The sequence below is a fragment of the Micromonospora tarapacensis genome (assembly GCF_019697375.1).
Lineage (GTDB): Bacteria > Actinomycetota > Actinomycetes > Mycobacteriales > Micromonosporaceae > Micromonospora > Micromonospora tarapacensis.
Window position 1 is genome coordinate 2,194,703 of the sequence record NZ_JAHCDI010000004.1, and the last position, 19,368, is coordinate 2,214,070.

General features: G+C 72.6%; 17 protein-coding genes and 1 CRISPR repeat array. Of the genes, 4 read left to right on the forward strand and 13 right to left on the reverse strand.

All coding sequences use genetic code 11. The features are described 5' to 3' along the window. Both KIF24_RS15920 and KIF24_RS15925 read left to right on the forward strand, forming a co-directional pair. Positions 1-813 carry a hypothetical protein gene (locus KIF24_RS15920; protein WP_230415656.1) on the forward strand — a complete coding sequence of 271 codons (813 nt, stop codon included), beginning with the start codon at positions 1-3 and terminating at the stop codon, positions 811-813. Continuing rightward, positions 810-2,024, forward strand: a complete 1,215-nt coding sequence (locus tag KIF24_RS15925; protein WP_221084703.1) for a histidine decarboxylase — start codon at positions 810-812, stop codon at positions 2,022-2,024. Before KIF24_RS15920 ends, KIF24_RS15925 begins: the two co-directional genes overlap by 4 nt. 275 nt (positions 2,025-2,299) lie before the next feature. Here the strand turns inward: KIF24_RS15925 and KIF24_RS15930 are convergent, their stop codons facing one another. Continuing rightward, complete coding sequence (locus tag KIF24_RS15930) at positions 2,300-3,010, reverse strand: TOPRIM nucleotidyl transferase/hydrolase domain-containing protein (protein ID WP_230415658.1); 711 nt, start codon at positions 3,008-3,010, stop codon at positions 2,300-2,302. Positions 3,011-3,208: 198 nt separating this feature from the next. Here KIF24_RS15930 and KIF24_RS15935 point away from each other — a divergent pair, with 198 nt between their 5' ends. Continuing rightward, entirely contained in the window at positions 3,209-4,621 is a 1,413-nt protein-coding gene (locus KIF24_RS15935; protein WP_221084704.1) for a carbohydrate-binding protein, read from the forward strand. 190 nt (positions 4,622-4,811) lie between these two features. Further along, positions 4,812-5,755: direct repeats of the CRISPR family, unit length 28 nt; unit sequence GGATCACCCCCGCGTGCGCGGGGAGCAG. A gap of 25 nt (positions 5,756-5,780) precedes the next feature. Here KIF24_RS15935 and cas2e read toward each other — a convergent pair. The 10 genes from cas2e to KIF24_RS15985 are packed head-to-tail and all read right to left on the reverse strand — an operon-like array spanning position 5,781 to position 16,943. Beyond that, complete coding sequence (gene cas2e, locus KIF24_RS15940; protein WP_221084705.1) at positions 5,781-6,191, reverse strand: type I-E CRISPR-associated endoribonuclease Cas2e; 411 nt, start codon at positions 6,189-6,191, stop codon at positions 5,781-5,783. Beyond that, complete coding sequence (gene cas1e, locus KIF24_RS15945) at positions 6,191-7,159, reverse strand: type I-E CRISPR-associated endonuclease Cas1e (protein WP_221084706.1); 969 nt, start codon at positions 7,157-7,159, stop codon at positions 6,191-6,193. The genes cas2e and cas1e overlap by 1 nt, the downstream gene beginning before the upstream one ends. Then, a complete protein-coding gene (cas6e, locus tag KIF24_RS15950) occupies positions 7,156-7,833 on the reverse strand; it encodes a type I-E CRISPR-associated protein Cas6/Cse3/CasE (protein WP_221084707.1) in 678 nt (225 codons plus the stop codon). Before cas6e ends, cas1e begins: the two co-directional genes overlap by 4 nt. A 2-nt stretch (positions 7,834-7,835) precedes the next feature. After that, the gene (gene cas5e / locus KIF24_RS15955) at positions 7,836-8,537 is read right to left on the reverse strand and encodes a type I-E CRISPR-associated protein Cas5/CasD (RefSeq protein ID WP_221084708.1); all 702 of its coding nucleotides are present in this window, start codon (positions 8,535-8,537) and stop codon (positions 7,836-7,838) included. After that, positions 8,534-9,658, reverse strand: coding sequence for a type I-E CRISPR-associated protein Cas7/Cse4/CasC (gene cas7e / locus KIF24_RS15960; RefSeq protein ID WP_221084709.1), 1,125 nt, complete (start codon positions 9,656-9,658; stop codon positions 8,534-8,536). The genes cas5e and cas7e overlap by 4 nt, the downstream gene beginning before the upstream one ends. Then, positions 9,655-10,311, reverse strand: a complete 657-nt coding sequence (gene casB / locus KIF24_RS15965; protein ID WP_221084710.1) for a type I-E CRISPR-associated protein Cse2/CasB — start codon at positions 10,309-10,311, stop codon at positions 9,655-9,657. The genes cas7e and casB overlap by 4 nt, the downstream gene beginning before the upstream one ends. After that, on the reverse strand, positions 10,308-11,969 hold the full coding sequence (gene casA, locus KIF24_RS15970; RefSeq protein ID WP_221084711.1) for a type I-E CRISPR-associated protein Cse1/CasA: 1,662 nt from the start codon (positions 11,967-11,969) through the stop codon (positions 10,308-10,310). Before casA ends, casB begins: the two co-directional genes overlap by 4 nt. Positions 11,970-12,001: 32 nt before the next feature. Continuing rightward, entirely contained in the window at positions 12,002-14,845 is a 2,844-nt protein-coding gene (locus KIF24_RS15975; RefSeq protein WP_221084712.1) for a CRISPR-associated endonuclease Cas3'', read from the reverse strand. Next, entirely contained in the window at positions 14,842-15,717 is an 876-nt protein-coding gene (locus KIF24_RS15980; RefSeq protein ID WP_221084713.1) for a 3'-5' exonuclease, read from the reverse strand. The genes KIF24_RS15975 and KIF24_RS15980 overlap by 4 nt, the downstream gene beginning before the upstream one ends. After that, complete coding sequence (locus KIF24_RS15985; protein WP_221084714.1) at positions 15,681-16,943, reverse strand: UvrD-helicase domain-containing protein; 1,263 nt, start codon at positions 16,941-16,943, stop codon at positions 15,681-15,683. The genes KIF24_RS15980 and KIF24_RS15985 overlap by 37 nt, the downstream gene beginning before the upstream one ends. 253 nt (positions 16,944-17,196) lie before the next feature. Here KIF24_RS15985 and KIF24_RS15990 point away from each other — a divergent pair, with 253 nt between their 5' ends. Further along, entirely contained in the window at positions 17,197-18,495 is a 1,299-nt protein-coding gene (locus KIF24_RS15990) for a serine/threonine-protein kinase (protein WP_331461152.1), read from the forward strand. Here KIF24_RS15990 and KIF24_RS15995 read toward each other — a convergent pair. Then, complete coding sequence (locus KIF24_RS15995; protein ID WP_230415659.1) at positions 18,434-19,141, reverse strand: hypothetical protein; 708 nt, start codon at positions 19,139-19,141, stop codon at positions 18,434-18,436. The genes KIF24_RS15990 and KIF24_RS15995 overlap by 62 nt on opposite strands. Before the next feature lie 47 nt (positions 19,142-19,188). After that, positions 19,189-19,359 carry a hypothetical protein gene (locus KIF24_RS16000; RefSeq protein WP_221084716.1) on the reverse strand — a complete coding sequence of 57 codons (171 nt, stop codon included), beginning with the start codon at positions 19,357-19,359 and terminating at the stop codon, positions 19,189-19,191. Positions 19,360-19,368 lie beyond the last annotated feature (9 nt).

Consider the following 19,368-nt stretch of genomic DNA (forward strand, 5'->3'; position numbering starts at 1 on the left):
ATGACGAACGTGACGACCCCGGCTGCGGGGCGGCACCACAGCAGCGACCCGCCGGGCCCGGCCTGGCCGCCGGAGCCGGTGTCGCCGCAGCAGCGCTGCTGGGCGGACCTGCGCCAGCAGGTGGTGTTCCGGTCGAAGCGGTTGAACGTGGGCCACATGATCGAGGCCGATCAACGCTTCGGCCAGCGGGACGCGCTCGGCCCGCACGGTGTGGCGCTGTTCTTCGTCTGCGACGCGCCGGCCGAGCCGCACGGTTACCGGCTGCACACCGCGTACCGGCTGTGGTTGGCCTCGCCCGAGGCCGACGACCTGCCCGGCCTGCTCGGTGACCTGACGGAGGTGACGGCGGACAACATCGCCCGTGGCACCGCCGCCGGGCGGCGGTGGCATCCCCTCGGGCCGGACGGGTCGATGGTCAACGGCGGTGACCTGAGCCTGCCGGCCGGGGCGGTCTACGTCGGTGTCGGCGTCAGCACCCTCGACTCCGACCAGGGTCGCTGGCAGCAGGTCGGCCGGAGCCTGCGCGACGTGCCGGCCGGCGGGCGGCAACGGTCGGCGTTCGACCTGAAGGGGCAGTGCTACGCGCTGCTGACCGACGGCACGGCGCTGCACGTCGACCGTGATCCGCACGCCCGACTGGGGGCCGACGGAGTCCGCTGCACCCGTTCCCTCGACCCGGACAGGATCAGCTACCACAACCCGCACGAGCAGCTCACCGAGCAGGGTGACCACCCCACCCGGCAGGTGTGGCGGCAGTTGGCGAGGCTGCACCGCGTCCTCACCGCCCATCTGCGGGCGGAGCGGCGGCCGTGACCGACAGCCGCACCCTCGGCGAGTCGGCGGACCTGCGCCGCGCGCCGATCGACGTCACCGCCGTGCTCGACCGGCTGGTCCGTGACGCCGACGCCGCCGCGCCGACGAGCATCGGCTTTCCCGGTGCCGTCGACCTCGACCACCACGCGGTGCTGACCCGGCTGGGCGGCCGGTTGTGGAACAACATCGGCGACCCGGAGGACCCGGGTGGGGTCGCGCACACCCGGCTGCTGGAACGGGAGGTCGTCGGCTGGGTCGGCGACCTGCTGGCCGCCCCGGCGGACGACCGGTGGGGGTACGTGACCACCGGCGGGACGGAGGGGAACCTCGCCGCCCTGCATGCCGCGTACCGCCGTCACCCGAGGGCCCGGATCTACTTCTCGACCGCCGCGCACTACTCCATCCCCAAGATCATCGCGCTGCTGGGTGCCCGAGGGGTGCGGGTCGAGGCCCGCGCCGACGGGGAGATGGACTATCCGCGACTGGCCGCACACCTGCACCGGCACCGGCGCGTACCGGCCATCGTGGTGGCCACGGCCGGCACCACGATGACCGAGGCCGTCGACGACACCAGCCGGGTCCGTGACCTCCTGGCCGGCCACTCCCCCGGCGGGCACCTGCACGTCGATGCCGCGCTCGCCGGCATCCCGCTCGCTCTCGACGGCCGGCTCCGCCTCGACGCCGACAGCGGCATCGGCAGCGTCGCCATCTCCGGCCACAAGTTCCTCGGCGTACCGACCCCATGCGGAGTGGTCCTGATCCGCGAGTTCGCGACGGCGGTCCGCAGCCACGGCAGCCCGGTCAACTACACCGCCACCCGCGACACCACCATCACCGGATCGCGCTGCGGCCTGGCCGCCGCGCTGCTGTGGCACGCCATCGCCACCCACGGCCGCGAGGGTCACCGCTGGCGCGCCGCCGAGGCCCGCCACCTCGCCGGGTACGCCGTCGAGCAGCTCACCGCCGCCGGCTGGCCGGCGTGGCGGCACCCGCACGCCTTCACCGTCGTGCTGGACACCCCACCCGAGCCGGTACGCGCCAAGTGGCTGCTGGCCACCGACGGCCCGGTCAGCCACATCGTCTGCATGCCCGGCATCAGCCGGCGGCAGATCGACGCTTTTCTGAGTGATCTGGTGGCGACGCTGCCGGCCGCGTCGCTGCCCCGCCCCCGGCAGCCGATTCCGCCACGGGTGGCCGCCGAGCCGGGGTGAACCCGCGACGACCACACCCGGTGGCCGCCGTCGACGTGCGGCCACCCCGACCGGTCGCCGCTCTGGGAGGGACGGCGGCCGGTCGGTGGCCGGCGGCAGCGGACAGCGTCGTCCCTTCCGCCGGCCACCCCGCGCAGCGGAGGCGACTCAACCGCTCGTGGCGGGCTACTTCCGGATGAGCGTCAGCAGGGACGCATCCGTGTCGACGGCGGACGATCGCGGCTCCGGCTTCCGCCGCCTCGTTGGCCAACGCCTGGTCCATGCCTTCCGTGCGGTCAGCCATCGCCGGACTCTGGCCTCACCTGGCGAGCGTTGCCCCCACCAACGGTGCTGAGCAGCGCGTCGAGCGGTCGGGGCACGGTGTCGCGGGCCACTGCCGCCTCGACGAGCAGGCGGGCATAGCGCAGGTTGCGGCGCGAGCTGCTGCGCAGGAACCGCCACAGTTGCGCGCCGGGCTCCCGGCCACGCCAGGCGGGCTGGCTCTGGAACGACCGGAACGACCGGAGGTCGCCCTGCGAGTCGAAGAGCGCCTCCACGCCCGCGGGGCCGACGGCCCGGATCAGCTCGTCCTCCAGATCGTCGAGGCAGACGTAGAACCCGAGGTGCTCCAGCTCGGCGCGGGTGCGCGGCGCGCCGACACCGGCCTCGGTCAGGCCGCGCCGGAAGATCTCCTCCTCCCGCAGATCGCACAGGCCGGCGAGCCGCACCTCCGGGCCCAGCGGACCCAACATGGTAAGGAAACGGCCGATCGCGTGCGCCCCTCCGATCGGCACGACGACGACCCGCTCAGCCGCAAGATCCCGGCCGCGGCCGGCCGCGAGCGCCGCCAGGGCGATCTGGTCGCTGATGCCCTCGACGAGCACCACGGCCGCGGCGGACTCCACCTGCGCCAGCGCGCGGGCGGTGGCCCGCATCGAGGCGGCGTTGCCGCCCAGGGGTCCGTCGAGACCGACCCGGGCCAGCTCACGACGCTCGGTGACATCCATGATGGGTCTCCCCGTCCGGTCGTTGGGCGGCCGACTCTTCCCGCACCTCCGCCCGGCGCCTGGTCGCCATCGGGCGGCGCCGCCATCATCGGTTACCGACGCACGGATCGGCCAGGGGGTTTGCCGACTTCGCGGATCGAGACATTTACTTTTAACAAGGTTAACGATAACCTCCACCCATCGATGAGGAGGCATGCCATGCGACATCGACCCGGGCCATCCGCCCTGCTGGCCACCACCGCCCTGCTCGCCGCCGCCGTGGCCCTCCCGACCGCCAGCAGCCTCGCGGCCACCCCCGCCGCGCAGGGCATCCCCGCCGCGCAGGGCATCCCCGCCGGGAACGGCAGCCCGGCCGGCGTACCCGATGTCGCCGTCGCGGCGGCCTGCACCGCGCCGGCCTGGGCCGAGGGCAACACCTACCCGGTGGGCAGCCGGGTCACCTACGCCGGCCGGACCTACCAGGCTCTCGTGACGCACACGGCGCACGTCGGTGCCGGCTGGAACCCGGCCGCCACCCCGTCACTCTGGACCGACCTCGGCCCATGCGACGGCTCACCGACCCCCTCGCCGACCCCGACGCCGACGCCGTCACCCACCACCACCTCCTCCCCCACGCCGACCCCGCCGCCCACCACCACTGCCCCGCCGGGCCCGGACACCTGCGCGCTCAAGCCGAGGCCGGCGGGCAAGGTGCTCCAGGGCTACTGGGAGAACTGGGACGGCGCGGCAAACGGCGTACACCCGCCGCTGGGTTGGATCCCGATCACCGACTCGCGCATCCCCGCGCACGGCTACAACGTCATCAACACGGCGTTCCCGGTGATCCGCTCCGACGGCACGGTGCTCTGGGAGGACGGCATGGACACCACGGTCAAGGTGCCCACCGCAGCGGAGATGTGCCGGGCCAAGGCCACCGGGCTGACCATCCTGATGTCCATCGGTGGGGCCACCGCCGGCATCGACCTCGGCTCGGCCGCGGTCGCCGACCGGTTCGTCGCCACCATCGTGCCGATCCTCAAGCGCTACAACTTCGACGGCATCGACATCGACATCGAGACCGGGCTCATCGGCAGCGGCAACATCAACCAGCTCTCCACGTCGCAGGCCAACCTGATCCGCATCATCGACGGGGTGCTGGCCCAGATGCCGGCCGGCTTCGGCCTCACCATGGCGCCGGAGACCGCGTACGTCACCGGTGGCAGCGTCGTCTACGGCTCCATCTGGGGCTCCTACCTGCCCATCATCAAGAAGTACGCCGACAACGGCCGGCTCTGGTGGCTGAACATGCAGTACTACAACGGCAGCATGTACGGCTGCTCCGGCGACTCGTACCCGGCCGGCACGGTGCAGGGCTTCGTCGCCCAGACCGACTGCCTCAACGCCGGGCTGGTCGTGCAGGGCACCACCATCCGCGTCCCGTACGACAAGCAGGTCCCCGGCCTGCCCGCCCAGGTCGGTGCCGGCGGCGGCTACCTGGCGCCACCGGCCGTCGCCCAGGCGTGGAACACCTACCGGGGCGGCCTGAAAGGGCTGATGACCTGGTCGCTGAACTGGGACGGTTCGAAGGGCTGGACCTTCGGCGACAACGTCCGGGCCCTCCAGGGGCGCTGACCGGACGGGGATGGTGCCCGGTGGACCCGGGGCAGCAGAGTCGAGATGGGTTCAGCGGCCCTGTCCATATAGGATCGCTCCCGCCGGCGCGGGGAGCAGATTTCGGCTACGTCTGCCGTTTCGTTTTTGGCTGATCACCCACGTGCGCGGGGAGCAGTGGAGATATCCGCGACTATGTGCGGCTGTCCGGGGATCACCCCCGCGTGCGCGGGGAACAGGTCGGGTCGTACCTGGTCAACCAGCACAACCCGGGATCACCCCCACGTGCGCGGGGAGCAGAAGGCCGCTCGTCACCGAAGTCGCCGACCCCCCGGATCACCCCCGCGTGCGCGGGGAGCAGGCCCACTCGTCGTCCCGCCAGGCGAAGTAGGCGGGATCACCCCCGCGTGCGCGGGGAGCAGCGTTCGGAATTACCAGTGACCCGCGCGAGGAGGGGATCACCCCCGCGTGCGCGGGGAGCAGCTGGCGCATTCGGTGTCTGGGGTGTGTACCGCGGGATCACCCCCGCGTGCGCGGGGAGCAGCGCTCGCTGTCATTGACCGACAGCTGGATGCCGGGATCACCCCCGCGTGCGCGGGGAGCAGTCGGGGTTGGGGATGAACGTCTGCGTGGTGTCGGGATCACCCCCGCGTGCGCGGGGAGCAGGTCGGCGTTGATGCGCGGCATCGGGGTGCTCCGGGATCACCCCCGCGTGCGCGGGGAGCAGCCCCTCGATTGCCGCACCACCGGGCCCGAGTGCCGGATCACCCCCGCGTGCGCGGGGAGCAGGAGGGCGGCCAGCTCACCCCGTCCGAGGCACGCGGATCACCCCCGCGTGCGCGGGGAGCAGCGAGAATGAGTGACGCCAATGCGAGACTAGAATGGATCACCCCCGCGTGCGCGGGGAGCAGGGAATGGAGGTCAAACGTATGTCTGACCCCGCGGGATCACCCCCGCGTGCGCGGGGAGCAGCCAGCGCGGTGGTGCGTGCCAGCTCCATCATCCGGATCACCCCCGCGTGCGCGGGGAGCAGGATCGCCACGGCGGTGGCCAGCCCGCCCGGGCCGGATCACCCCCGCGTGCGCGGGGAGCAGGAGGTGCCGGCCGGGGTGGTCGGCGCGACGAAGGGATCACCCCCGCGTGCGCGGGGAGCAGGCTTTCTGAGCTGGGCGTTTGCAGATCAACTATCGGGTTTTTCTTCACTTTGTCTTGGGGTGGCCGTCGGCGTGTCGCTGCGCCCTGTGGTGCGGCGTCCGAAGCGGCGGCGTTTCGCTGCCTTGCTCCAGCCTTTGGGCAGGGCGGGGTTGTAGGTGCTTCGCGCGGTGGGTCGGCGGATCAGGGTGATGCCGTCGAAGTCGACCGGCTGCCAGTGGTGGTCGTGCACCTCGAAACACAGCCGCTGCTCGCCTGGCTGCTGGTAGACCAGCAGCGCCCGGCCCGGCCCGGCCATCTCGACGACCTTGGCCCAGAGCCGGTGCCGGATCCGGCTGTTGACGTGGCCCACGTAGACGCCGGCCGAGATCTCCAGTAGCCATTGGGTCAGGTGACCGCGCAGGCCCTCGGGGCAGGCGGTGAGGATGACGACGGTCATCAGAAGTCGACGTCCTCGCCGTAGTTTCGTCCGCTGGCAAGCTCGTAGCCGCCCTCGTCCCAGAGCCGTAGGGTGTCGTCTTCCGGCTCCTCGCCGAGCCACTGCTCGTCGATCGGCCCGCGGGGCGCGGGGTTGAGCAGCAGGCTCCGGATGTCGCGTACGCAGCGGTCGAGCAGGGCGCCGTCGTGGACCCGGTCGCGGACGGCGCGGCGGGTGTCCGGGGCGATGTCGGTGGATCCGCTGGCGGCGATGTCGAAGGCGACCGGGATGCTGATGTCGGCCTTGTAGAGGTCGGCGATGTCGTAGACGAAGGACCGGTCGTGGCCGGTGTGGACGAAGCCGAGTCCGGGTGCGGCGCCGACGGCGACGATGACGGCGTGCACGATGCCGTACAGGCAGGCGTGTGCCGCCGACAGCGCCTGGTTGACGGGGTCACTGCCGCTGAAGTCGTCCGGGTTGTACTCGCGGTTGTTCCAGGTCACGCCGGTGCGTTTGGCGTGTTCCCGGTAGCAGCGGCGGACCCGGGCGCCTTCCTTGCCGCGCAGTTGCTGCATGGTCAGGGTGGTGGTGTCCTCGCCGGGGAACCGCATCCGGTACATCGCTCGCGCGACCTGGAGACGCCGGTCGCGGTGCACGACCGCGGTGGCCTGGGCGACGAGCAGCCGGCTGGATCGGGCGAGTGGCCGGCCGTGGGCGTAGTACCGGACGCCGTGCTCGCCGACCCAGACGGCGGTGGCGCCGTTGTCGGCGAGCAGCATCATCGCCTGTTGGGTGATGCTGGTGCCCGGCCCGAGCATGAGGGCGCCGAGGGTGGCGGCGGGGAGGTGGACGACGCCCCTGTCGTCGGTGGCGGTGATCGCGTTGCTGTCGCGGTGGATCACGCAGCGTTCGAGGTAGACGAAGCTGAGCCGGTCCTGCGCCCGGTTGAGGTCCGCCAGTTCCGCCGGTGGTACACCGGGAATCTTCACGGGCTGCCCGGGGCGGGTGCGAGGGTGAGCAGGCCGCAGCCGTACGCCTTGGCATGGCCGATGCCGCCGGTCAACGCCCTGCGGAAGGCGTCGGCCTCGGTGACCTGGAGGATGCCGTCGTACGTCGCCACGGTCAGGGTGACGGTGCCCATGCCGCGTTTGAAGGTCTGCGTCTGACGGCGGTGCAGCCGCAGGTTCGGGCGACCGTCCTGCTGGCTCGCCACGGCGAAGCCGTGCCGGTCGGCCCGCCCCACCAGCCAGGCCATCTGTTCGTGCTCGCGCAGGTAGCCGAAGCGCTGGGTCTCCTTGGCGTCGGCGGTCTTGCGGCCACTGTGGGTCGGGTTGGCGGTGAGCCGGAACGCCCACTGCTGGCCTGGGCGCAGCGAGGTGAGCAGCCCGTCGTAGTCCCGGGTCACCCAGGCTTCGTCGCTGGTGGGCCAGCCGACCTGCTCGACCAGGTGGGTGAGATCCGGCCGGCCGGGGCTGACGAGGTAGAGGTGGACGGTCGCGGTCGTCGGGGTGTCGAGCCGCCACAGGGTACGGGTGCCGGCGCGCGCGTAGTCGTCGGCGGCGGCGAAGGCGGCGCGGACCGCCGCGTGCATGGCGTGCGGCGAGGAGAGCAGCTTGCGCGCGTTGCGGCGGGCCGGGTTGATCTGGAATCGGGTGAGGAACATGCTCAGCCTCCCAGCAGGCTCAGCGGGTCGTGCCCGTTGACACCGGCCCGTTCCGCGAGGTCGTTTGTCATGTCGACGTGCCGGCGCAGCACCGTCCGCCAGGTGTGCTGTCGATGCGCGGGGTCGAAGCTGATCGGCTCGTCGGGCACGGTCTCGGTGACCGGCTCACCCGGTCGGACGTCCCGGATGATCTCCAACCGGACCGTGCTCGCCAGCTTGCGGCGGTGCCACTTCGCGGCGAGCCACGGCCAGTGCGTCAGCGCGTCGTCGAGGGTGTCGTCGTGGACGCCGAGGCTGATCGGCCCGGCCGGCGGGCAGGAACGGCGACCGAGGTAGAGGGGGAAGCGTGGCCGGGCCAGCGCCTGCGCCAGGCCGTGCAGCAGTTCCCGCTCGCCGCTGACGGCGGCGAGGAAGGCCGCGTCGGACAGATAGAAGCGGTAGGTCAGCGGTGCGCTCTGCCGGCCGTCGAGGGACCGGGCGGTCTGGAAGTCGCGCAGGAGTTGCCCGGGCTGGTCCAGCCGTACGCCGAACTCCAGGCCGAGCAGTTCGGTGAGCGGCTCGGTCCGGCGGAGGCCCTTCGCGGCGGCGAGCAGGCCGATCACTCCGCTCTTGGTGGGTGCGACCTCGGTGCCCCGGCGGGCGAAGCGGCTGGACGCGCCCCAGGATTGCAGTGGCCCGGCGAGCCTGAGCAGCAGGACGCTCATGCCGGCTGTCCGAGGGCGGTGGTGACCTGCTCACCCACTCCGCTGACCAGCTCGCTGAAGCTGACCGCCTTGCCGAGGTCGGCCAGCACCGCGGTCTTCTCCCCGACCTGGGTGACCCAGCTGCCGACCGGCCGTTCCCCGTACGCGGTCTCGACCGCCACCGTGTGCTTCGCCAGCTCGGCCGCGGCCAGTTCGATCCGCCCGGCGGCGTGCGTCTCGCGGATGGGCGTCTCGAAGGCCCCGACCAGGTTGATGGGCTGCGTGTCGCGCAGCCGCACCAGCACGGCGTCGGGCAGCGTGCGGTGGGCGAAGGTGTTCTGCTTGCCGGTCGGCATGCTGCGGGCGAACGCGGTCAGGAAGGCTTCGACGGCCGCGCGGGTCGCGCTCGCGTCGCCGAGGGTGCGGTGCAGGGCGTCGACGTCGACGGTGGCGTAGCGGTACAGCGTGGACGAGTTGAACTCGATGGTGCCGATCATGCCGGCGCCGGTCTCGGCGGCGTCGGCCTTGCGGTCGTCGACGGCGGTGAAGTAGTCGAACTCGTTGTCGACGGCGTGCACGCTGATGGCGTGGGAGACCTGGCAGGCGGCGTCCACGTTGATGTCGGCCATGTCGGCGACCATCCGGCCGAACATCGCCACGTCGACGGAGTGTTCGGTGTTGACCAACGCCTTGAACCGGGCCCTGTCGAGGGTGCTGCCGTCGCGGGCGGCCTCCAGCGCGGCGGCGGCGAGGTTGTCCAGCTGCCGGTGGCTCAGGAACAGCAGGTAGCCGGACTCGACGTCCTTCACCTCGCCCTTCTTCTTCTCCGCCTTGGCGAGGCCGCCGGCCACGAAGGCCTCGGCGGCGAGGGCGGAGGCGGCCTCGTCGGAGATGCTCGGGTCAAGTTCCTTGATCCGGGTCGCGAGGGACTCGCCGACGCGCTTGGTCCGCTCGCCGAGCTGGGAGCGGTCGAGCAGGCCGGCGAACGCCAGCCGGATGGCCCGCTTCCACGCCTGGCTGGACACCCGTGCCCGACGGTGTCCACCGTAGACGGCGGTCTTCGGTGAACCCGTGTCGTCGCGGTTGAGGTTGCTCGGTGGCACGGTCTGGAGTGCGTAGACGTCGATGATGGTGCGGCTCATGATTGGTCCTCCTCGGGAGAGTCGGTGGCGGCGGGTCGGCTGCGGAAGAACTCCCGGCCCCAGATGGCCTGGACGGTGGACTGGCCGTCGGGTCGGCGCAGGGTCCGTAGGTCGTCGGCGAGCAGCCCGTAGTCGAGTGGGATCTGGTGCTCACGCAGCATCACGATCAGGCTGCGCAGGTGGTAGACGCTCTCGTGGTAGGTGCTGGCGGTGCCGAGCGCGGCGAACCGGCGGCGTACGCCGTCGGGGCCGGCGGACCGGTGGACGAGTTCGGACAGGGCCTGCCCCAGCCCGCGCCCGTCGGCGTGCATCCGCTCCCGGCGGGACTGCTGGTGCAGCGCGTAGAGGGTGACCGCGTCGTGCACGGCGTGCTCGGAGTCGGCCGCCTCGGCGTCGTTCGCCGGCCGGGAGCCCAGCAGGTGCTCCGGCACCTGGAGATACCGTTCGAGGGTGAAGTCGAAGCCGGGGGTGCGGCCGAGGCCGCGCCGGAGCCGGGCCAGCGCGCTCACCGCCTCGGGTTGCGGCACGGTGCTCAACACCCGCGCCTGGAGGCTGCCGACGGCCCGGGCGACGTGGTCGCCGAGGTCACCTCGCCGGCGGAGCCACGACTTTCGCGCCGGTCCGGCCGGCTGGTCGACGTGAGCCGTCGTCATGCTGCTTTCTCCTGACTCTGCTGCGGGGGCTCGGCCGCCATCGGCAGCGCCTTGGCCAGGCCGACGCGGAACCACGCATCGGCCTGCGAGCTGGAGTAGTGGACTTCCCGGCCGGCCCGGTCGGTGCCCGTCCGGCCGATCCAGGCCTGCGGGCCGGCCGCCGCGACCAGTTCGCGGCCGAGCCCGGTGACGTGGCGGCGGACCAGCCGCTGCCATGCCGCGCGCTCGGCGACCGGGTCGCTGTCCGGGCCGAGACGGGCCAGCCAGTCCCGGAAGGCGCGGTCCAGCAGGGCGTACGCCCGCTCGGCCGCCCGGTCGGCCTCGCCGCTGTCGGTGTCCCGGCTGCCGGCGGCGCGGGCCAGGTTGTCGGCGAGCCGGCGCAGCACCGCCACCGCAGCCTCGGCGTCACCGGCGGCGTCGACGGCCGCCGCGCGCAGCGCCGAGTCTCCGACAAGCAGCAGGACGTTCATGGTCAGCGCGTCGCTGAACACCTCGTCGACGACCGCCTGCTGGGTGCCGTAGGTGACGCTCGTGGCGCGGGTGCGGGCCCGGAAATCCGGTGCGACGACGCCGGTGACGGTCAGCCGGGCCAGCCACTGCACCACCATCGGCGACAGCCGTTGCGGTGGCTCGCCGCCGGGCGGTGGTGGCGCCGGCAGCAGGCTCTGCAACCCCCGCCACAGTGCCCGGCTGTGGTCGTGCGGCCGGGGCAGGTAGATCGGTGACCGCTTCTCCTTGGTCTCGCGTGGTCCGCTGCGTCCCCAGACGCTCATCGGCTCCAGCAGGTGCCGGTCCTGCCACTCGAACCGGTCACCGTTGGAGATCATCGCGCCGGTGATGCCGCCGGCATCGCCGAAGAGCCGGATCCGCCGGGACTGCCAGGTGTAGAGGCTGAGCAGGCCGTACGGGCCACGGGTGGCGCCGGCCTCCTCGGCGGCGGTGACCGGCTCGCGCTCCCACACCGGCAGGTCCCGCTCGTCGGCCACCTGCCAGCGCGGTGCGACCGGCACCAGGTTGAGCAGCAGCGTCTCCAGCAACGTCTCGCCCTCAAGATGGACGCCGCCCAGCGAACCAACCGAACTGGGCCCCATCGGGTAGCCCTTGCCGTTCTTGGCGAGCGGATCCCCGACCGCCCCCGTCTTGATGCCGGAGGGGTCGTACGCCTGGCAGTGCACCAGCCAGCGGGCCGCCTCGGCGGGCGCGATCGAGTCCATGCCCGACCCGGCGCGGGTGGTCAGGAACGGAATGCCGTTCGGCACGTCGGCGATCAGACGCTCCAGGCCGTAGGTGTTCTCCTTCGCCGCCCGCAGGTCGGCGACCTGGTAGAACGGGTGTTCCGGGTGGAGCAGGTCGAACCGGTCGCGGAAGGCTCCGAGATAGTCGGCGATCTCCCCGACCGGCAGCGTCCGGGCCCGCCACAACGCCTGCCAGGCGGCCTCGCCGGGTGGACCGCCGGTGGTGCGGTGCAGGATCGCCAGGGCGAGCCGCAGGATCGCGAAGTTCTGCGTGGGCAGCTCACCGGCGAGCGTGCGTACCTCGCCGGCCTGCTCGAAGACGCCGAGCAGGGACACGTCGCGGCGCTGACCCGCGGCGTCCAGCACCGGGATCCACGCCTCGTCGACCAGGGAGAACCCGGCTGGGTGCGTTGAGCCGGTCACCGGCCTCACCTCCTTCGGGAATCGGGGTGAACTCAGCTGGCGGCGCGGGTGACGCGCAGCCCTTCGTGCGGGTCGTAGTGCAGGTCGAAGCCGGCGACCGTGGCGTTGCCGGCCGGGTCGACGTCGAGCACCAGCTCGCCGGCCAGCCACGGGCTGTCCTGCCAGGCGGTGAGGTCGGTACGCCGCTCCAACTCGGCGATGACGTCGTCGATCACGTCGGCGGCGGTCATCGCCCGAGGCAACGGCAGGGTGCAGCGCGCGATCATCCGGGGCAGTGGCCAGCGTGGGACGCTTCCGGTGGGCACGACCACTCCACCACCGTCGATCCATGGGGGCAGGATCAGGCCGTCTGAGGTGCGTACCAGCAGGAGGACCTCAAGGGACTCGGCGTCGGTGTCGCGGACGTGGCCCTGCGCCGCGCGGTCGTCGGCGTTGCCGACGCCACCGGAGAGCCAACCGATCAGCGGTACCCCGGGCTCGGCGACGCCGGCCAGCCGGAAACCGTCGGCCTTCAACTCCTTGGCGATGATCTCGTCTCGCTGCTTCGCCTCCGCGTCTGCCATGGCGGCCTGCCAGGACGGCGGGCCGAGCGTCCGGTCGGCGTAGGCGCTCTGGGTGACCGGCGCGATGTCGGCCGGCAGTCGCAGTGGGGTGCCGTCCAGGTGCGGCAGCAGCACCGCCGCGCTGCGCAGCAGGGTGGCCAGCTGGTAGACGCGCCGCGAGCCGGTGACCGGCTGCGGCGGCTCGGTGGCCCAGTCGGCACCGGTGATCCAGCAGGTCGGCGTCGCGAGCCGGGCGGGACGGTCGTCGCGGGAGTGGCGGTGCAGCCGGCCGATGCGTTGCAGCACCAGGTCGACCGGGGCGAGGTCGGTGACGAGCAGGTCGAAGTCGATGTCGAGGGACTGCTCGGCGACCTGGCTGGCGACCACCACGTGCCGGTGCGGGCGACTGCCGTCGCCGGGTGGCCCGAACGTGTCGCGCAGCCAGCGGTCCTTCGCCGCGCGGTCCACCGCCATGAACCGGGAGTGCGCCACCGACACCGGGAAGTCCGGCCCGAGCGCCGCACGCAGGGCGGTCGCCGTCTCCTGGACCCGGGCCACCGTGTTGCGGACCACGAGCGCGCAGCCGCCGCCGGCCAACCGGTCGCGCAGCAGGTCCGCGAGGGCGGGCGGGTCGTCGGCCAGGCGGCGGAGGGCGACCTCGACCCCTCGGCCCGAGTCGGCGCAGCTGGTGGCGGTGGCGCCACGCTCGGCGGTGGAGACGGTGACCAGCGGGTATCGCAGGTCGGTGCGGAGCGGGGCGTAGGGGTCGGCCCGTGGCTTGCCACGGTCGCGCCACGTCAACGCGGGCAGCGGCCCGAGCCGGCCGTTGTCGTACGCCGCCATCAGCTCGGCCCGCCGGTGTGCCGGCAGCGTCGCCGAGAGCACCACCACCGGTACGCCGTGGGCACCGAGCCACTCCAGCGCCCGGTCGAGGAAGCGGCCCATGTAGACGTCGTAGGCGTGTGCCTCGTCGATCACCACGACCTTGCCGGCCAGCCCGAGGTGGCGCAGCACCAGGTGCTTGCTGCGCAGTGCCGCGAACAGCAGCTGGTCGATGGTGCCGACGACGAAGCTGGACAGCAGGGTCCGCTTGGGCCCGGCGAGCCAGCGGTGCACACCGATGTCGGTGCCGCCGGCGTCCTCGGCGATGCCGCTGGGCAGCGAGGTCGACCGCAGCCGGTCGTACTCGGGGTTGAGCGCCGCCTTGCCGTGGGCCAGCCGCACGTCGCGGTGGCCCCGGTCGGCCTGCGTGTCGGGCAGCCGGCGCAGCCAGGACAACATCCGGGCGAACATGGCGTCGCTGGTGGCCCGGGTGGGTAGCGCCAGGTAGCAGCCGGACGCTCCGGTGCGGCGGGCCAGGATCTCCACCGCCGCGAGGGCGGCTTCGGTCTTGCCCTCCCCCATCGCCGCCTCGACGATCATCATGCCGGGCGCGGGCATCGTCTCGGCCAGCTCGGCGGAGGTGCGCTGTACCGGACGCGGTGTGGCACCGGCGGGCAGCGCGAACCGTGCCCCGAACAGCTCGTCCACGCTCACCGGCGGTGCGGCCGGCCGCCACGGGACCGGCAGGTCCACCAGTTCCCAGCCGGCACGAAGCCGATCCTCGTCGGTGCGGGTGAGCAGGTACGGGAAGAAGTCCTCGTTGCTGGCGATCCAGTCGGCGACGATGACGAGGCCGGTGAGGACGGCCTGTACGGGTTGGCTGAGCGCGACATCTTTCCACCCGTCGATCCGGTTGTCGGCCCCCGACCGGTGGGTCATCCAGGTCAGCAGCTCGTGTTGCACGTCCCGCCAGGCGGGGCCGCCGAGCAGGTGGGGGCGCACCTGCACGTCACGGATCCCCTCGTCGGTCGGCGGCACTCCGTGGTGCCCGCCGACGACCACGGCGACGGGATGCGGGTCGCTCCACTTCTGCTGGTGCAGCCAGTCGGCCAGCACGACGTGCCCGGCCGTGGCGTGCGGGGCGTACCGGCGGTCGGCGTGGATGAGGTCTCGCTGGTAGCCGAGCCCGTGGTCGCGCATCCGCTCCGCGAGGTTGTACGCCTGGCAGGCGAAGGCCGGGGTGGCCTTGCCGATGTCGTGCACCCCGGCGAGCCAGACGGCCAGGGTGCGGCCGTCGACCTCGCCACCGGGCAGTTCGTCGGCGATCCGGCGTCGAGTTGCCTGGCCCAGCCAGTGGTCCCACAGCTGCCCGGCCACGTCGGCGGCGTCGGCCAGGTGCCGCCACAGCGGCAGCCAGCCCACCGGCGAGGTGCCCTGCCGGTCGGTCTTGCCCCACACCGATCGAGCGGCGACGGAAGGCGGCGGGCCGTCGGTGCTGCCGCGGACGATCATCGGAGCGCCGCCGGCAGCAGCGGGCTCGGCGCGCCGCTGTGCGACAGGTAGAGCACGTCCCGGGCGCGGGTCAGGGCGACGAACAGCAGGCAGCGCTCCCGCTGGAGGTCCTGCCGGTGGGCGTGCGGGTCGTCGGCCGCCGAGGTGAGCACGTGGGGTGCCGGCAGCACGCCGGCGTCGAGCCCGACGACGGCCAGGCACTGGAACTCCAGGCCCTTCATCCGGTGCATGGTGGCCACGCGTACCCCGTCGGTGCCGCGCCGGTCGTCGGCGACCGGGATGTGTGCCTCGCCGAGGATCCTGCTGACCGTCCTGACGAGTTGTCCGGTGCGGACGGCCACGCCGACGGCGTGCGGTTCCACGCCCTGCTCCAGCCAGGTGCCCACCCGTTCGATCAGGGCGTCGCACTCGCCGTCGCGGCTGCCGTGCGCGGCAAGCTCCGGGACGCCGCCACGGGTGGTCGAACGGTAGCCGCGCAGCGTGTCGGCCTGCCCGTCCAGGCCGGTGGTGGCGTCGCCACCGAGGACCCTGACCGACAGGTCCAGGATCTCGTGGGTGGTGCGGTAGTTGACGGTGAGCCGGCGGGTCCGGCCCCGGACCTCGATGCCGAGCTGGGCCAGCGACACGTGGCTGTCGTAGATGCGCTGGTACGGGTCGGCGAGCAGGAACATGTCATCGGGCCCGGGTGCGACCAGCGCCCGCAGCAGCCGCCACTGCGCCGGGTGCAGATCCTGCCCCTCGTCGACGACGACGTGTCGATACCGGGCGGGTGACCGGCGGACGATCTCGACGGCCTCGTCGGCGAGTTGGGTGTGGGTGCGTAGGCGCCGCTTCGTCAGCTCCCGGGCCACCGAGTCGATCGCGGCCCACACCTGCTCGCGGTGCGCGGCGCGCAGGCCCGCGCCGCGGCCCCGGCGGGGGCGTCGCGGTACGTCGCCAGGGTGGTCAGCTGCTGCGCCAGGATCACCTGCTCCCACTCGTGCCGCAGGAACGCGGCGCTGAACGTGGTGACCTGGCCGGCGCGGTCGAGGTAGGTGGGGCCGTTCTTCGCGGCGGCCTCCCAGAGCTGGTCGACGATCTCGCTGTCGGCGACCGTGACCTTCCGGTCCCGGGCGACGATCTCGTAGGCGAGCTTGTCGACGCTGATCACGTCGATGCGCGTGCGCACCGCCGGGTCGCTGGTCAGCCGGTACAACTGCTTGGCGAGGGCGTCGGCGAGGGCCCGGGTGAAGGTGGTCAGCAGGACCTTCTCGCCGTCGGGCAGCCGCCCGGCCAGGAACACCGCCCGGTGCAGGCCGGTGACCGTCTTTCCGGTCCCGGCGCTGCCGGTCACCAGGGCGGGACCGCCGTAGGTCTCGCGGTAGGCCACGTCCCGCTGGGTGGGGTGCAGGAAGGTGCGCCACACGTCGAACGGGTGGGCGAGGATGGCCGCGAGCTCCACCGGGCCGGAGACGAAGGCGATCCGCTCCGGGGTGCGGCGGGCGGCGGTCAGCAGGTCGTCGGTGTCCACACCGGAGACGATCCGGTCGGCCAGCTCCGCCCAGACCTCCTCGACGGCGAGCCCGCTGGCCAGCCCCTTGAGGACGTCCACCTGCGTCTCCGGCAGCCGCCCGGCCAGGCTCTCCAACTGCTGGTCGGTCACGATGACCCGCAGCAGCGGCACCAGGTCCGCGTCCACTCCGAGCCGCGCGAATTCCTCGATCGACACGTGGCCGAACAGCCCGGCGCCGGACGGCTGGGACGGCTCGGTGCGGGCGAAGTCCTCGATGCCGGCCTGGTCGCGCGTCTCCAGCACACCGAGCACCTGGTTGACGGTGAAGCGGCGACTCACCGCGAAGGCGATGGCGTCGTCGTGCGGTAGCACGTCGAGCAGCGCGTACCGCTCGCCGCCGAGGGAGAGCACGACGCCGCGATAGAACTGGTCGATCCGGATCGTGCGGATGTTCGGGTCCCGCGCGCCGGTCAGCTTCTCCAGGTGCAGGCCCGCATGGGTGTGCTCGGCGAACTTCCGGATCGCGGCGTCGACGGCCCGCCGCACCCGGTGTTGCAGCCGGGCGTAGGCCGGCAGGAACTCCCGGCCGATGGCCAGCTCAGCCATTCCACCCCCGATGACAGGCGTCGGGGCTCGGCCCGGGACGCGGTGGTCGGAAACTGTCGCGCGCCGGACACAGTCGGCGGCCTCGTTCGCGGATCATGTGCGGCGTCGTGGCCGCCGATCCGCATCGACCTCATGATGCATCTTGTGAACCATGCTTGCAAGCCCCTTTCCGTTGCCATTGTTCACCGCTTCGACCACGCCGGGGCGGACCGACGTGCACGGCCGCGGGCCGACCGGCGACTATGCTCAGGCCGTGGTGCCCGGCACGAGCCTCAAAGACCGATACCGGCTGGGCCGGTTCCCGTTGGCCCACAGGGGAATGGCCGAAGTCTGGCCCGCGCAGGACACGCTGCTCGACCGACCGGTCATCGTGAAGTTCGTCGACGCCGCCAGGATGGACGCCGACCTGGTACGCCGGTTCCGCCGCGAGGCGCTGCTGACCGCCCGGCTCGACCACCCGGGCGTACCCGCCGTCCACGACCTCGGCGAGCACGGTGGTCGGCCCTACGTGGTGCTCCAGAAGATCGACGGAGTGACCCTCTCCGACCTGGTCGCGGAGCAGGGTCCGCTGCCTCTCGGCTGGGTGGCCGCCATCGGCGCGCAGATCAGCAGCGTCCTGCTCGCCGCCCGGCGGCTCGGTCTCGTGCACCGGGACATCAAGCCGAGCAACGCCATGCTGGACCGCAGTGGCGCGGTGAAGGTGCTCGACTTCGGTCTCGCCGTCATGCCCGACGACGACCGCTACTCGCAGATCACCCAGACCGGGCAGGCCCTCGGCACGTTGGGTTACATGGCCCCCGAACAGATCCGCGGCGAGCAGCCCGATCACCGCACCGACCTGTACGGGCTCGGGGCCACCCTCTTCGACCTGCTGACCGGCCGCCCACCGTTCGACGACGCGACCACCGCGACCACCGTGCGGCACCAGTTGGAGACTCCCCCGCCGCGCCCGGTCGAGCTACGGCCGGAGACTCCGGCCGTGCTCGACGACCTGGTGCACGCGCTGCTGGCGCGACACCCCGACGACCGGCCGGCCACCGCCGCCGACGTCTACCCCGTGCTGGTGCCGCTCTGCCAGGACCTGCCGCCGATCCCCGGCGTGCTCGACGACACCGCCGCAGCCGTGCGGGCGTACGCCGCGATCGTCGGACGCGTGCCGCAGCAGGCCCACTTCCGGGCGGCTTCCACCTCGGGGCCGACCACGATCGACGCCGAGCAGGCCGCACGGCACGCGGAACAGCTACAGGCCGCCGGGGAGTTCCGGGCCGCCGCCCGTCAGTGGCGGCGGCTCGCCGAGCACCGGGCCCGGCAGCACGGCGACGACGACTCGGTGGTCTTCGACCTGCGGCTGCGTGCCGCACGGGCCCACGTGGCGCTCGGCGAACACGACCGGGCGCTGCGGCAGTTCAACTCGCTGCTCCAGAGCAGGGAGCGAGCCGACGGGCCAGCGGATCCGGTCGTGGCGCAGCTGCGCCGGGAGATCGCCCGGCTCAACACCGGGCGGCCAGCCTCACCTCCTTCCCCACGACGCGGACCAGGCGCGGATCGCTGAACAGCCGGGGCAGCAGCGCGGCCTTCTGCTCGGCGAAGCGACCCGCCCCGTAACGGAAGATCTGGGCGCAGTTCTGCCCGCGCGTCTCGGTGGTCAGGGCACGCGCGGCCAGCGGCGAGTACATCGCGCTGTGTTTCAACCAGGCGGCCTCCTCGCCGTGCCGGTCGAAGCCACGGCCACTTCCCGCGTGACCGAAGACGTCGTGCACCGCCCGGAACATGTCGTTCTCCCCGTCGCTGAGGTAGGGATGCGGGTTGCCGCTGGCCGCGCTGGCGAACACCTTCAGGCGGTGGTGCCGCACGTCCTCGACCATCGACTCGACGTCGGCGTACGGGTCCTCGTCGACGATCCGCACCGCCACACCCAGGCCACCGAACTCCGGCCGGCCCACCAGCAGGTGGTACTGCTGGAGGGTCTCCCGGCAGAACGCCGCGTACGCGGTGTAGGCCCGTTCGTCGCGGACCGGCGCCGCCACGTACGCGTCGGCGATCGCCGCGCCGAGCACGGAGTCAAGGCGCACTCGCGCGTACACCTGGGGTGTGGTGGTGTGGGTGGAGCCGGAGCCGAATCGCCGCACGCCGTCCACGACGAACTCGACCGGCGGAAAGCACGGGGATGGCGCGGGCGGCAACGTGGTTACGGACAAGGGTGTTCATGGTCCTCCTTGGATCGTGGGTGACGTGGAGCCTGCGGTCAGCGGGTTGCCGCGCCGACCCGGGCATCGTGCGGCGGCGAGCCGTTGCCGGCGGTGGGGACCTGTTCGCACCGCAGCAACTCGCCGAGGACCCGGATCTCGGAGACCCGACGGTCCTGATGGACCTTTGCGATCTTTCCGATGGTGGTGCTGCGCCCACGACGTGGCATCGATCCTCC